At 54.7% G+C, this 14,924-nt stretch carries 10 protein-coding genes; 2 read left to right on the top strand and 8 right to left on the bottom strand.

The features are described 5' to 3' along the window. Nucleotides 1–287: 287 nt before the first annotated feature. From trhP to AC0IWZ_RS13405, 7 genes are all read right to left on the bottom strand, one after another. Nucleotides 288–1,649, bottom strand: a complete 1,362-nt coding sequence (gene trhP, locus AC0IWZ_RS13435; RefSeq protein WP_034496690.1) for a prephenate-dependent tRNA uridine(34) hydroxylase TrhP — start codon at nucleotides 1,647–1,649, stop codon at nucleotides 288–290. A gap of 122 nt (nucleotides 1,650–1,771) precedes the next feature. Then, nucleotides 1,772–2,494 carry an envelope stress response regulator BaeR gene (gene baeR, locus AC0IWZ_RS13430; RefSeq protein ID WP_034496689.1) on the bottom strand — a complete coding sequence of 241 codons (723 nt, stop codon included), beginning with the start codon at nucleotides 2,492–2,494 and terminating at the stop codon, nucleotides 1,772–1,774. Continuing rightward, nucleotides 2,491–3,885, bottom strand: coding sequence for an envelope stress sensor histidine kinase BaeS (gene baeS, locus AC0IWZ_RS13425; RefSeq protein ID WP_115627858.1), 1,395 nt, complete (start codon nucleotides 3,883–3,885; stop codon nucleotides 2,491–2,493). The genes baeR and baeS overlap by 4 nt, the downstream gene beginning before the upstream one ends. Beyond that, the gene (mdtD, locus tag AC0IWZ_RS13420) at nucleotides 3,882–5,297 is read right to left on the bottom strand and encodes a multidrug transporter subunit MdtD (RefSeq protein ID WP_471677075.1); all 1,416 of its coding nucleotides are present in this window, start codon (nucleotides 5,295–5,297) and stop codon (nucleotides 3,882–3,884) included. The genes baeS and mdtD overlap by 4 nt, the downstream gene beginning before the upstream one ends. Next, on the bottom strand, nucleotides 5,298–8,378 hold the full coding sequence (gene mdtC, locus AC0IWZ_RS13415; protein WP_471677076.1) for a multidrug efflux RND transporter permease subunit MdtC: 3,081 nt from the start codon (nucleotides 8,376–8,378) through the stop codon (nucleotides 5,298–5,300). It lies immediately after the preceding gene. Continuing rightward, entirely contained in the window at nucleotides 8,375–11,500 is a 3,126-nt protein-coding gene (locus AC0IWZ_RS13410; RefSeq protein ID WP_471677077.1) for an MdtB/MuxB family multidrug efflux RND transporter permease subunit, read from the bottom strand. The genes mdtC and AC0IWZ_RS13410 overlap by 4 nt, the downstream gene beginning before the upstream one ends. Further along, the gene (locus AC0IWZ_RS13405; RefSeq protein WP_471679044.1) at nucleotides 11,500–12,747 is read right to left on the bottom strand and encodes an MdtA/MuxA family multidrug efflux RND transporter periplasmic adaptor subunit; all 1,248 of its coding nucleotides are present in this window, start codon (nucleotides 12,745–12,747) and stop codon (nucleotides 11,500–11,502) included. The genes AC0IWZ_RS13410 and AC0IWZ_RS13405 overlap by 1 nt, the downstream gene beginning before the upstream one ends. A gap of 234 nt (nucleotides 12,748–12,981) precedes the next feature. Between AC0IWZ_RS13405 and AC0IWZ_RS13400 the strand changes: the two genes are divergently transcribed. Together AC0IWZ_RS13400 and AC0IWZ_RS13395 are read left to right on the top strand one after the other, a co-directional pair. Next, nucleotides 12,982–13,161, top strand: a complete 180-nt coding sequence (locus AC0IWZ_RS13400; RefSeq protein ID WP_471677078.1) for a hypothetical protein — start codon at nucleotides 12,982–12,984, stop codon at nucleotides 13,159–13,161. Continuing rightward, nucleotides 13,158–13,454 (top strand): helix-turn-helix domain-containing protein, encoded by a 297-nt coding sequence (locus AC0IWZ_RS13395; RefSeq protein ID WP_034496675.1) that lies wholly within the window; start codon nucleotides 13,158–13,160, stop codon nucleotides 13,452–13,454. The genes AC0IWZ_RS13400 and AC0IWZ_RS13395 overlap by 4 nt, the downstream gene beginning before the upstream one ends. A 30-nt stretch (nucleotides 13,455–13,484) precedes the next feature. Here the strand turns inward: AC0IWZ_RS13395 and yegD are convergent, their stop codons facing one another. Beyond that, nucleotides 13,485–14,843, bottom strand: a complete 1,359-nt coding sequence (gene yegD / locus AC0IWZ_RS13390) for a molecular chaperone (protein WP_034496673.1) — start codon at nucleotides 14,841–14,843, stop codon at nucleotides 13,485–13,487. Nucleotides 14,844–14,924 lie beyond the last annotated feature (81 nt).

The following is a 14,924-nucleotide window of genomic DNA, read 5'->3' as shown; positions in this document are numbered from 1 at the left end:
TCAGGAAATGTAATTGAATTCTGAGTGTATCGTATGTGTGGGATTTGCGGGTAAGAACAGGCTGAGTCTGCGGAGTTTAGCAAAAAAGAAGGCCTGCGGAAGGGAGATTCCACAGGCCAATGAGGTGGTTCTTGGTATATATCATGATGCTTCAAATTGAATAATCAGGATATAGCTAGCATTTATGGGTTATGTTTTTCAGCCCGGCGATAATAACCGCAACAAGCGAAGCGGTATGTGATCGGTTTCTAAGAAATGTCCTGGCGTGAAAAAATACCCCAAATTAACTAGTTAGCATGCGGATCGCGTGAGGTCTGACCGGCTAAATTGCGCATCAGCAGCGCATAATCCAGCGAGACATCTTCCGGCACAGGCATCCATACGGTGTGACCGTCGCCCGGTGCAACGTCAATCGGTTGCGCCTTGGTGTTTTCCAGCACTTCAAGCGTGAAAGTCACATTACCTTGCGGCGTCATCATCTCCAGGCTGTCACCCAACAAGAATTTGTTTTTGACTTTTACCGCTGCCAGGTCGCCACGGCGTTCACCGGTAAATTCGCCAACAAACTGCTGAGTTTCCGAAACGGAGTGACCGTAATCGTAATTCTGATAAGAATCATGATTATGGCGACGCAAGAAACCTTCGGTGTAACCCCGGTGTGCCAGGCCTTCAAGCGTGGTTAAAAGAGTAGGGTCGAACGGTTTGCCTGCGGCGGCATCGTCAATCGCGCGGCGATAGACCTGAGCGGTACGCGCACAGTAATAGTAAGACTTGGTGCGGCCTTCGATTTTCAGCGAGTGGACGCCCATTTTGGTCAGGCGCTCAACGTGTTCAATGGCGCGCAAGTCTTTGGAGTTCATGATGTACGTGCCGTGCTCGTCTTCGAACGCCGTCATGTATTCGCCAGGACGCTTGGCTTCTTCCAGCATAAACACCTGGTCAGTGGGTGCGCCTGCGCCCAAAGTTGGTTCAATGTTTTGCACCGGAATTGGCTCATGAAGATGCACGATATTACCGACATCATCTTCTTTGCCTTCTTCAACTTTGTATTCCCAACGGCAGGCGTTGGTGCAGGTGCCCTGGTTCGGGTCACGCTTGTTGATGTAGCCAGAAAGCAGGCAGCGGCCAGAATAAGCCATGCACAATGCGCCGTGCACGAAGATTTCCAGTTCCATATCCGGTACTTGCTCACGGACTTCAGCAATCTCTTCCAGAGACAACTCGCGGGACAAAATCACGCGCGTCAGCCCCATTTGTTTCCAGAACTTCACCGTCGCCCAGTTCACGGCGTTCGCCTGTACAGACAGGTGAACGTCCATTTCCGGGAACGCTTCGCGTACCATCATGATAAGGCCAGGATCGGACATAATCAGCGCATCTGGCCCCATATCAATAACCGGCTTCAGGTCACGGATAAAGGTTTTCAGCTTGGCGTTGTGCGGAGCAATGTTCACCACCACGTAGAATTTTTTACCCAGCTCATGGGCTTCGTTGATGCCGAGCTGGAGATTCTCGTGGTTGAATTCGTTATTACGCACGCGCAGGCTGTAACGCGGTTGGCCCGCGTAAACCGCATCGGCACCATAGGCAAAAGCGTAACGCATATTTTTCAGCGTTCCGGCTGGAGATAGAAGTTCTGGTTTAAACATGGGGATTCTCGTCTGATTTCAGGTCAGAAACCACCGCATAGGCTGCGGTGGTTTAAAAGCGCGTGCATAAGGCACAATTTTAGGGCGGGAATTGTAGCGCTTATTAGTTCCAGAAACTACCTTTACGCAATGCGGCAGGCGTCTGCTTCCCAGCGATAACCCACACCATAAACGGCGCGGATAAACGACTGTTCTTCATCGAGCGCTTCGAGCTTGCGGCGCAGGTTTTTGATATGGCTGTCGATGGTGCGGTCTGTGACGACGCGGTAATCATCATAAAGCTGGTTCAATAACTGTTCGCGAGAGAACACTTTGCCCGGTTCATGGGACAGCGTTTTCAACAAACGGAACTCCGCAGGCGTTAAATCCAGCAGCTTGTCACGCCAGCTTGCCTGGAAGCGGCCTTCGTCAATGATTAACGGGCTGATGTCGTCTGCCGCCACCGGGTCACGCTGGCGTTTGCAGCGGCGCAAAATCGTTTTCACGCGCGCCACCACTTCTCGCGGGCTGTAGGGTTTGCAGATGTAATCATCGGCACCAATTTCCAGCCCTAAAAGACGGTCGATCTCTTCAATTTTGGCCGTCACCATCACAATCGGAATTTCCGAGAAGCGGCGGATTTCGCGGCACAGCGTCAGGCCGTCGGTGCCTGGCAGCATTAAATCAAGCAGGATTAAATCCGGCGGCGTCTGGCGCACAAACGGCAGCACTTTGTCGCCGTGGGTAATCAATTCCGGGGCGTAACCCGCAGCACGTAAGTAATCAATCAACAGTTGCCCGAGCTTCGGCTCGTCTTCAACAATTAAGATGCGCGGTGTGTTTTCGTCAATGGGTAATTCGGTCATACGGGTCTCAACGATTCTGGCTCCAGCGGTAACTCTACTGTAATGCTAACCCCGCCGAAAGGCGAATGCGTGGCGTAAAGCTTGCCGTTATGGGCGGCAACGATATTCTGGCAGATGGACAAACCGAGGCCAGAACCGCCGCTGGCCCGGTTGCGCGAACCTTCAGCGCGATAAAAACGCTCAAACAGCATGGTTAATTGCTCGTCGCTCACGCCCGGCGTGCTATCGGCAAAGTGCATGATAAAGCGTTGATTGACCACTTCGCCGGAAATCACCAACTGGCCGCCTGTGTCGGTGTAACGCAGGCTATTTTCCAGCAGGTTATTGAATAACTGCATTAAACGGTCGCTGTCACCGAAAATAGTCACACTATCTGGCAGCGCCAGGCTGATTTTCAAGCCGCGCGAATTGAAACGCTCGCGGAAAGCCCCGGCGACAATTTCCAGCAGGTTGATGATATCCAAAGACTGTTTCTGATAGGCCAGCGCGCCTTCGTCGGACATCGACAACTGATGCAGGTCATCAACCAGTTTGGTGAGCGTCGCCACTTCCATCTGCAAAGATGCAACAGATTCCGGCGTGAATTTGCGTACACCATCCTGAATCGCCTCCAGCTCGCCGCGTAAAATCGCCAGCGGGGTGCGCAATTCATGGGAGATATCTGCCATATAGGCGCGGCGCATATTGTGATTTTTCTCAAGCGTGCTGGCGAGTTGGTTAAAGTCCTGCGCCAGTTTGCCGAGTTCATCCTGGCTGGTGGAGTCAACGCGAGTGGAGAAGTCCCCGGCGGCCAGTTTGTGCGTGCCGTCGACCAGCCGTTTGACCGGAGCCAGCAGGCCACGCGCCAGCAGGAAGGTGGCGGCCGCGGCAAGCAGCGTCGCCAGGCCGACGATTATCCAGCTGGTGCGCCGTTGTTGGCGGTCGAAATTAATATCCGTGTTGCGCGTCAGGCGCTCGACCGGGGAGGCGACAACCCAGCCCGCGTCACGCCCGTTGACGTTAATCGCCCGGCGCATGCCATCGGTCGGCACCGGGCCGCGTGGGCCGACCAGCACTTTGTAATCCTGATCGACGACCCAGAATTGGGTGCGCCAGCCGTGCGGCGGCAGATTGTTGTTTTCTACATCGCCATGTTCGAATGAACGCAACAGCTTGAACATAAAGCGATCGTTATTACGCAGAAACTGCCAGTTGCCGTGCTGCTCGTACTGTTCGCCCAGCGCGTCGCTCAACATTTCCAGCCGCTGTTCATTGCCGCGCTTGATGTAATCAATAAACCCATGTTCGAAACTGAGCCGTACACCCCAATGCATGATTGCCAGCACCAGCAGGCAGGTCGAGAAAATTGCGAGAAATAGTTTGCCGGTAATACCAGGCCGCCAGAGCTTCATGAGCTCCTCCTTTTGCGTCGCGCAATCACGACATTTTTGGTGGTGTCTTTCGGGACGCGAGCAAAAATCAGCGCGGGAAGGGCGATAACCAGCGCGATACTCAAATATGTGTACATAAACACGTGGTGAATAACCGCCGGATCGACCGCCAGGTGGTGATGGCCGTACATGCCCAGCAGTAGCCCGGCGATGGTGACGCCGATACTCATGGAAAGCTGCATGACCATGGAGAGCATGCTGTTGCCAGAGCTTGCGAGGTCGTCTGGCAAGTCTTTGAGCGTCAGCGTGTTCATTGACGAGAAGCGTGTGGAGTTCACCATGCCGAGCAAGAACAGCACCACCGGCAGCGCGTAATACCAGCCTAGAAGCGCGGTGGCCATAAACAGCAGGATAACCACCGCTAAACCGAGCGTGGTGGCAACCAGTACGTTGCGATAGCCAAAGCGGTTAACCACCTGCACCACAATGCGTTTCATGCCCATACTGCCGAGCACCATCGGCACCATCATCAGGCCCGCGTGGAAGGGCGAAAAACCGAGGCCGATTTGCAGGAATACCGGCGTCATAAACGGGATCATGCCGCTGCCGATACGGCCACAAAAACTACCCAACAGCCCGAGAGAGAACGTCTGCGTCTTAAAAAGATTGAGGTTAAACAGGGCATTATCGTTGGCTTTGGCGTGCCATAAATAGAGCGCCATTGCCGCCGCACCGCCGCCTACCAACAGCCACACGGTGGAAGGGCTAACGCCTAAACCTTTTGCGCCATCAAGGGCAATGGTCAATGCTGCCATGCCAAACGCCAGATAGACAAAGCCCATCATGTCGAATTTGCGCGTCTGCATGGTGTAATTCGGCATCAGCCATAGCGTGGCGATGGCGCCGATAATGCCAACCGGCAGGTTAATCAGGAAGATCCAGTGCCAGGATGCATATTCAACCAGCACGCCGCCGAGCGCCGGGCCAAGCAGCGGGCCGATTTGCCCCGGCAATGTGACGAAGGTCATCGCCGCCATATATTGTTCGCGCGGGACGATTTTCATCACCGTTAAGCGCCCGACAGGCACCATCATCGCTCCGCCGATCCCTTGCACCACTCGCGCCATAACCAGTTCGTTCAGCGTGGACGCGTGGGCGCACAACAGTGAACCGAGGGTAAACAGCACAATGGCGGTGAAGAAGATATTGCGCACGCCGACGCGGTCCGCCAGCCAGCCGCTCGCGGGTAACATCACCGCCACCGTCAATACATACGACACGATAACCGAGTGCATATGCAGCGGGCTTTCCCCCAGGCTCGCCGCCATAGAGGGCAGGGCGGTGTTGACGATGGTGGTGTCGAGCGATTGCATGAAGAAGCCAAAGGCGACTATCCATAACTGCCACCGTACACTTGAAGGCAATTCGGTCATTTAACTCAATACCTCATCTTTACGAGCTTTACGCGCAAACCGCATCCGCAAACGGTCAAAGAACAAGTACACCACCGGTGTGGTGTACAGCGTCAATAACTGGCTGACGACCAGCCCGCCAACGATGGTGATCCCCAGCGGTTGGCGTAGCTCCGCGCCGTCACCGCTGGTCAGCACCAGCGGCAGTGCGCCAAACAGCGCCGCCAGCGTGGTCATCATGATTGGGCGGAAACGCAACAAGCAGGCCTGGAAAATGGCTTCTTCGGGTTGCAGGTTGCCGTTGCGCTGCGCGTCGATGGCGAAGTCCACCATCATAATGGCGTTTTTCTTCACGATGCCAATTAAGAGCATGATGCCAATGAGCGCGATTAAGCTAAACGGCGCACCAAATATTTCCAGGGCTAACAATGCGCCCACCCCTGCAGAAGGCAGCGTGGAGAGGATCGTCAGCGGGTGAACGTAGCTCTCGTAAAGAATCCCCAACACGATATACACCGTGGCAATAGCCGCGATGATCAGCAGCACCTGGGATTTCATGGTGTCCTGGAACACCTGCGCGGTTCCGGCGTACATGCCGCGTACCGTTGAAGGCACGCCGAGCGCGGTCATGGTGCGGTCGATGGCGTCGCTGGCTTCGGAAAGCGACACGCCAGTCGGCAGGTTAAACGACACGGTAGACGCGGCTGAAAGCCCCTGATGGTTGACCGAAAGCGGCGCATTTGCGGGCTGCCATTTCGCAAACCAGGAAAGCGGGATCGCCTTGCCTTCTTTATTGATAACAAACATTTGATCCAGCGCGCTGATGTCTTGCGTATAACGCGAGTCAACTTCCATCACCACTTTGTACTGGTTAAGCGGCTGGTAAATCGTGGAAATCTGCCGCTGGCCAAAGGCGTTATTGAGCAGGGCGTTGGCATCTTCCACGCTAATGCCCAGCCGCGCCATGGATTCGCGATCATAAATCAGATCCATTTCTGCGCCGTTGTTCTGGCTGTCGGAGTTCACGTCCGCGAGCTGCGGCAGTTTGGCCAGCGCCTGGCGAATTTTTGGCTCCCAGGTGCGTAAATCGGCCAGGTTATCGGAAAGCAAAGTGTATTGATAACTGGCGTTGGCCTGGCGACCACCGACACGAATATCCTGCACCGCCATCAAAAACAGGCTGGCTCCCGGTTCTTTTGCCAGAGCTTTACGCAGACGGTCAATCACTTGCTGCGCGGTCTCTTTGCGCTCGGAAAGCGGTTTTAGCGAGATAAACATCATGCCGCTGTTCACCCGCGAGCCACCTGTAAACCCGGTCACGTTTTCCACCGCCGGATCTTCACGAATGATCTTCATAAAGTCCTGAAGTTTGCCGCGCATCGCCTGGAATGAAATGCTCTGGTCAGCCTGGATATTGCCCATTAACCGCCCGGTGTCTTGTTCCGGGAAGAAGGTTTTTGGAATGGCAATATAGAGCCAGACGTTCAGCGCAATGGTTGCCAGCAGCACTATGCCCACCAGTTTTGTATGGTTCAGCACCCATTTCAGCGAACGCCCATAACCTTGCTGCATCGCAATCAGCAAGCGGCCAAAACCACGCTGGCGCGTTGGCGTATGCTGCGGTTTGTTCTTGAGCAACCAGCCGCACATCATCGGCGTGAGCGTAATCGACACCACCAGCGAGATACCGATAGCGACGGAAAGCGTGACGGCAAACTCTTTGAATAGTCGCCCTGGCAAACCGCCCATTAGCAGCAATGGCAGGAAGACCGCCACCAAAGACAGGCTCATCGACAGCACCGTAAAACCGACTTCACGCACGCCCTGTAACGCGGCCTGTAAGGGTTTAACGCCCGCCTCGAGATGGCGGGAAATATTCTCCAGCACCACGATGGCGTCATCCACTACAAAACCGGTGGCGATGGTCAGCGCCATTAATGACAAGTTATTCAGGCTAAAACCGCACAAATACATGGCGATAAACGTGCCAATCAGCGACACCGGAACGGCAACGGCGGGGATCAGCGTGGCGCGCCCGGAACGCAGGAACAAGAACACCACCAGAATGACCAGCGCGACGGAGATAATCAGCGATTGTTCGACTTCTTCAAGCGAGGCGCGAATCGTCGGCGAGCGATCCTGGGCTATTTGCAAATCAATTGATGCCGGAATGGTTTCACGCAGCTCGGGGATTTTCGCCCGAATGCGGTCAACCGTTTCAATGATATTCGCTTCCTGGGATTTACGAATCATCAGCAAAATCGCGGGCTTGGCGTTGGTCATCCCGGCGTTGCGCACGTCCTGCACGGAATCGGTTACGGTGGCGACATCACTCAAATGCACCGCGCCACCGTTGTTGTAGTGAATGATCAGCGGCTGGTATTCGGCGGCGGTTTTAAGTTCGTCATTGGTCTGCAACTGCCAGCGCTGGGTGCCATCCTCCAGCGCGCCTTGCGGGCGGCGCACGTTGGCATCACTAATGGACTTGCGAACCGCGTCCAGTGAAACCCCCTGGTTAAACAGCGCCTGCGGGTTTAGTGCCACACGTACCGCCGGAAGCGAGCTTCCGCCGACATCCACATCACCGACGCCATCAATTTGCGCCACAGTCTGCGCCAGTTGCGTCGAGGCGAAATCATAAAGTTGCCCCTGAGAAAACGTGTCAGAGGTGAGCGTCAGAATAATAATGGGCGCATCGGACGGGTTGGCTTTGCGATACGTTGGGCGGCTTGGCATGCCGCTGGGCAGCAGACTTTGCGCGGCGTTGATAGCCGCCTGCACGTCACGCGCGGCTCCGTTGATATCGCGGTCAAAGGTAAATTCCAGAATGATGCGCGTGCTGCCGAGTGAACTCGACGAGGTCATCTCGTTCACGCCAGCAATGCGCCCGAGTGCGCGTTCCAGCGGTGTAGCCACCGATGACGCCATGGTTTCAGGCGATGCACCAGGGAGTGACGCACTGACCATGATCACCGGGAAATCCACCTGCGGCAGCGGGGCAACAGGCAGTAGGCGGAAGCCCAGCACACCGCACAAAGTGATGGCGACGGTCAATAAAATGGTGGCGACGGGCCGGTAGATGAACAGTGCGAAGAATTTCACAGCACTTCCTCATCGCGACGACCGAAACGGCGGCGCACCGCATGCGACAGGTTATCAAACAGCAGATAGATAACCGGCGTGGTAAACAGCGTTAATACCTGGCTCACCAGCAGACCACCGACCATGCCGATGCCCAGCGGGCGGCGCAGTTCAGCACCGACACCGGTTGAAAGCATCAGCGGCAGCGCACCCAAAAGGGCGGCAAGCGTGGTCATAAGAATAGGGCGGAAACGCAGCAAACAGGCCTGGTAAATGGCCTCATACGGTTTCATGCCTTGCTCACGTTCAGCCGCCAGCGCGAAGTCGATCATCATGATGGCGTTTTTCTTCACGATACCGATAAGCAAAATGATGCCGATGATGGCAATCACGTCCAGTTCCGCTCCCGCCAGCATTAATGCCATGAGTGCGCCGACGCCTGCGGTGGGCAGCGTGGAAAGAATGGTTATCGGGTGAATAAAACTTTCATACAACACGCCGAGCACGATATACATCGCCACCACGGACGCCACGATAAGCCAGATAGTGCTGCCCAGCGCATTCTGGAAGGCGAGGGTGCTACCCTGGAATTGGGTGGTGATATCCGCAGGCATCGCCAGATCTTTTTCCGCCGCCGTGATCGCTTTAACCGCATCTTCGAGCGAGTGATCGCTTGTGACGTTAAACGAGAATGTGGTCGACGGGAACTGGTCAAGATGGTTGATAGTCAGCGGCGCAAAACGCTGCTCGATTTTGGCAATCGCACTTAACGGCACGCTGCCGCCCTCTGTACTGGCGAGGCGGATATTATCCAGCCCGCTCAGGCCCGGTGTGGTGCTGGTATCGTGTTCAAGCACCACTCGGTACTGGTTGGCCTGGGTGTAAATGGTGGAAATCAGGCGCTGACCAAAGGCGTTATACAGGGCGTTGTCGACATCTGACATCGAGATGCCAAGGCGGCTGGCGCTGGCTCTGTCAACATTCACATAGGCCACCAGGCCTCTATCTTGCCAGTCGCTGCTGACATCTGCCAGTTGCGGCAAGGTACGCAGTTTTTCCGTTAACTGCGGCACCCAGGTGCTGAGTTCATCGAGCGATGTGGCCTGCAACGTGAACTGGTACTGCGTCCGGCTGACCGTGGTATCAATAGTTAAGTCCTGAACCGGTTGCAGATATAGCTCGACGCCAGGGACTTTCGCCACACCATTTTGCAGGCGTTCAATCACCACCGGAATGCGGTCGTCACGATCGCTTAACGGTTTGAGGTTGATTTGCAAACGTGCGCTATTAAGCGAAGGGTTAGTACCGTCAACGCCGACAAACGAAGTCAGACTTTCTACCGCCGGATCTTTCAATATGACGTCGGCAACCTGCTGCTGGCGCTGCGCCATATTGGCAAAGGAAACCGACTGCGGCGCTTGCAGCGTACCCTGAATAATGCCGTTATCCTGAATCGGGAAGAAGCCTTTCGGGATGAAAATCCACAGCACAACGGTGAGTGCCAGGGTGCCAAAAGCCACACCCAACGTGAGCCATGGGTGGTTTAATACGCGGGTTAACATACGCCCGTAACCGGCAATGACGCGGTCAAAGAAGCGCTCGCTTGCACGGGAAAAACGGTTCTGTTTGCGTAGCGATTCGTGGCTTAACATGCGCGCGCACATCATCGGTGTCAGCGTCAGTGACACCACTGCTGAAATCAGAATCGCGATGGCCAGCGTGACGGCAAATTCGCGGAACAGGCGGCCGACGATATCGCCCATAAACAGCAGCGGAATCAGTACCGCTATGAGCGAGAAGGTCAGCGAGATAATCGTGAAGCCAATTTCTCCGGCCCCTTTGAGCGAGGCGGCGAGCGGTTTCTCACCTTTCTCGATATAACGCGAGATGTTCTCGATAACCACAATCGCATCGTCGACCACAAAACCGGTGGCGATGGTTAATGCCATTAGCGTCAGGTTGTTTATCGAAAAGTCGAGGAACACCATCACTGCAAACGTACCAATCAGTGACAGCGGCACCGCGACAGCAGGGATAATGGTCGCCGGAACGTTGCGCAGGAACAGGTAAATAATCATCACCACCAGGGCGATGGCGAGCATCAGCTCATGCTGCGTGTCACTGACCGAGGCGCGGATATTGGTGGTGCGGTCGCTGAGTAATTTTACTTCGACCGACTTCGGCAAACTTTTGGTTAATGCGGGCAACATCGCGCGAATGGCATCGGCGGTGTCGATGATATTGGCACCCGGCTGGCGTTGCACGTTCATTACAATCGCGGGCTGTTTGTTTGCCCAGGCCCCGAGCCACGCGTTTTCAGCGCCTTGCTCAACGGTTGCCACATCACCAAGGCGAATCGGTGCACCGTTCTGATAGGCGATAATCAGGTTGCGATATTCATCGGCCGACTGCATCTGGTCGTTGGCGGACAGCGTGACGGCGCGTTCGGGGCCATCCAGGCTGCCTTTCGCCGAGTTGACGTTGGCGCTGGTGATTGCGGTGCGCACGGTTTCGCTGGTTAAGCCAAGTGCGGCAATAGCGGGCGCATTCAGCTTCACGCGTACCGCCGGGCGCTGGCCGCCGGAAAGCGTGACCAGCCCGACGCCGGAAACCTGGGAAATTTTCTGCGCCACACGCGTTTCTACCATGTCTTCAACTTGCGTCATCGGCATGGCGGAGGAGGTCACGGCGAGCGTCATAATCGGCGGGTCGGCCGGGTTCACTTTGCTATAAACCGGGGGGTTGGGCAGATCGGTCGGCAGTAAATTGGTTGCGGCGTTAATCGCCGCCTGCACTTCCTGCTCGGCGACATCCAGCGGTAACGAGAGCTGGAATTGCAGCGTCACCACCGATGCGCCGCCAGCACTTTGCGACGACATTTGTTTCAGGCCGGACATCTGCCCAAACTGGCGCTCGAGCGGTGCGGTAATCGCCGATGTCACCACATCCGGGCTAGCACCTGGATACAGAGTGACGACCTGAATCGTCGGGTAATCCACTTCCGGCAGCGCAGAAACGGGCAGGAAACGATAGCCGATGATCCCGGCAAGTAAGATAGCCACCATTAATAATGTGGTCGCCACGGGGCGCAGAATAAACAGGCGTGATGGGCCTCCCGTGGCGCTTGGTGGTAGCACCTGCATCAGGAAGTCGCTCCGTTACGTTTGTGTTTTTGCGGGTGTTCAGCTTCATTCGATGGGGAAGCGGCGGTCGCTGATTGCGCTTCGACCACCTCAACTTTTGCACCTTCTGTCAGACGGTCGATACCGTCAGTCACCACACGATCCCCGGCGGAAAGCCCAGCGGTAATCACCACTTTTTGGCTGTCCTGAATACCGGTTGTCACCAGGTGTTTACTGACTTTATCTTCGCTGTTAAGCACCCAGACAAAGTTGCCTTCGTTGCCCATTTGCAGCGCAGCGGTTGGAATGACAACCGCATTTTGCTGGGTATCGACCAGCATGCGTGCGTTGACGAACTGGTTAGGGAACAGGGCGTCGTCTTCATTGTTAAACCGCGCTTTGAGTTTAATGGTGCCAGTAGTGGCGTCTATCTGGTTATCAAGACTCAGCAGTGAACCGCTGCTTAATTTCAACTTGTTGGTGCGATCCCAGGCCTCAACAGCCAGTGTTGCTCCCGCTTTCTGCGCTTTCACCACGGTGGCAATATCGCCTTCCGGCAGGGTGAAAATCAAATCGATAGGGTGTGTTTGCGTCAATACGACAATTCCTGCGGTATCGCTGCTCGAAATCTGGTTGCCGACATCCACCTGTTTCAGGCCCACGCGGCCATCAATGGGCGCGGTAATCCGGCTCCAGTCGAGCTGCAACTGCGCGCTGGCGACGGCGGCTTCGTCGGCTTTAATGGTGCCCATTGATTCGTTGACCAGCGCCTGTTGTGCGTCCATTTCCTGGCGTGAAACCAGGTTAGTTTTCACTAACTGCTGAAAACGAGCCAAATCGCGGCGCGCATTTGCAAGCGTGGCCTGATCTTTTGCCAGTTGTCCCTGAGCCTGGGCTAAGGCAATTTTGAACTGGCTTGGGTCGATTTCTGCAAGTAAATCGCCCGCTTTAACTTGTTGGCCTTCCTGGAAGTGAATCGCCAGCAGTTGCCCATCCACACGACTACGCACCGTGACCGTATTGGCGGCGGTGATGGTGCCAAGACCGGTGAGATAGCGAGGAACGGATTCGCTGGTCGCGGTTGCGGCCTGGACAGGCGCTAATGCACCACGCATTCCCTGCCGTGAACCAGCAGGGCGCTGTTGTGTTGACTGCGAACCAGCGGTTTCGTTGTCCGTGCTCGAATGACGCCAGTAAAAAATGGCGGCGATAACGACAATGACGGCGGCTGCAATCGCAAACCCACGTGTGGTGAAAGTGCCTTTCATAATTGTATTTGTTCTCATCCTGAAACCATTCGGCCTAATGATACTAGTGTAGAGAGTGAGAGCGGCGGAAAAATGGAGGAAATATGAAGTACTGTATGGATAAGTCTTAGATGGCGGTTTTTTGCGTACATCCTCGAAGGAATGTGGCTGAATGATATCTTGTTTTAATCTTCGCTAATAAACTGTGGTTTATACTTTAAATATAAACTATAGTTTATGAGGTGAATGTATGACATGGACGGTAATCTTTACTCAGGATTTTTATCTTTGGTATCACGAGCAGCCTGCCAGTTTGAAGAAAAGGTTGACTGCGGCACTGATAAATCCGGACGTAAGTATTTTTATTTTGACTTGATCAGGAAAGCGGATGAACAGTTTTCCCGGCATTTAGCTGAACTGGAGAAAAATAAATGAAGACATTACAGGACGTGATATCCGAATTTTCAGCTGAAGACCAGGCTGATATCTGGCACATGGCCCAGGTACTGGTTCTGGAAACAGGCTTGCAATTGATGCGTGAAGAGCTTTCACTTTCTCAAAAACAGGTAGCGGAAAAAATGGGGGTGAGTCAGCCTGCGATCACTGCCATTGAACAACGCGGCAATGACCTAAAAGTATTAACTCTGAAACGTTATATCGAGGCTATGGGGGGGAAACTTTCCTTGCTGGTACAACTGCCGGAAGGCAATAAAGTCTTCAAGATTTAAAACGCCGTGAGTTTCCCCACGGCGCATTGATTAATCGCGGAACACCACATCAGCCCAGCGGGCGAGGCCTGCGGTTACGGAGCCGAAATCATCGCCCCCGGCTAATGGAATGCCCGGTAACTGCTGTGCCAGAGCGTGTTTAAGCAGCGGCGAACGCGCACTTCCCCCGGTCAGATAAATGACATCCGGCTTCACGGCGCTGTTTTCCAACGCAAGCGTGACTTGCTCCATGATGCGTTGCAGCGGCTGGCTAATCGCCATTTCCAGTTCTGGTTGGGTAATTTCGCAACCCAGCTCTTTGCTGATAAACGGCAACATAGTGGCGACTTGTTTGCTGTCGGACAGCGCAATTTTGCTCTCTTCAGCAGCACGCACCAGGCGATAACTGAGTCGCTGACGCCACACTTTTTGCAGGAATGCCACTTTCTCGGGTTCACGCGAATCGCGTACCAACTCGTTTAGCATGCGACCGTTGGCGCTGCTGTAGAAATCGTTTTGCGCAGGCACGTCGTTGATTGCCACCGCATTCCACCACGGCAATACCGGCAGCGCGATACCTTTTTCGGTTTGGCCACCCATTCCCAACAACGGAGAAAGCTGCTTAAACGCCAGCATAATGTCGAGATCGTTACCGCCAACGCGGCAACCGCTGTGGCCGAGTAAACTCTGTTCGCGGTCGCGACGAGCGCGCCATTGCGGCCCCATCAATAACACTGAACAGTCGGTTGTCCCGCCGCCGATATCGACGACCAGTACCTGTTTTTCTTCGGTTAACGTCGCTTCAAAATCAAGCCCTGCGGCGACGGGCTCGAACTGGAACACCACGTCTTTAAAACCTGCGCGATGTGCAGCGCGTTCAAGGATACCTTGCGCCTGCTGGTTTGCTTCATCGCCACCTAAGCCCTGGAAGTTTATCGGGCGGCCGATCACGGCCTGGGTAATTGGCTCGGCAACCTGGCTTTGTGCCTGTTTGCGAATGTGTAGCATCATGGCGCAAACCAAATCTTCAAACACGGCGACCTGCTGCGGTTTTAAACCGGTAGCACCGAGGAAAGATTTAGGTGATTTAACGAAGTAAACTTCTTCAGGATCTTCCATGTACTGACGCAGGGAACTCAGCCCGAATTGCACACTGCCTGGCAAAACGTCGATGTCTTCATCGCGGTTAAAGGAGACTGCACGGCGTAACAACGCCTGAGTTTCAGTGCCGGTAGCCGGGACTTCATGATGGCGATATAGCCATTCACTGACTGACTCACGCGTCGGGGCGCACAACATTGAAGGAAGCAGCGTCGAGCCGTTTTCCATCTCCAGTGCTTGCGGAACACCATCGCGCATCACTGCCACAGAGCAGTTTGCAGTACCATAATCGAAGCCTATAAATTGCATAAAATCCCCATGCCGGTGAAGAAGGGGGGCGACTTTAGCGGAATGTGACGCATCCGGCAACCGAATATCAAAGCAAGGCAT

This window comes from Buttiauxella sp. AC142, from assembly GCF_979253435.1.
This window is presented reverse-complemented; position numbering and strand designations above follow the sequence as displayed.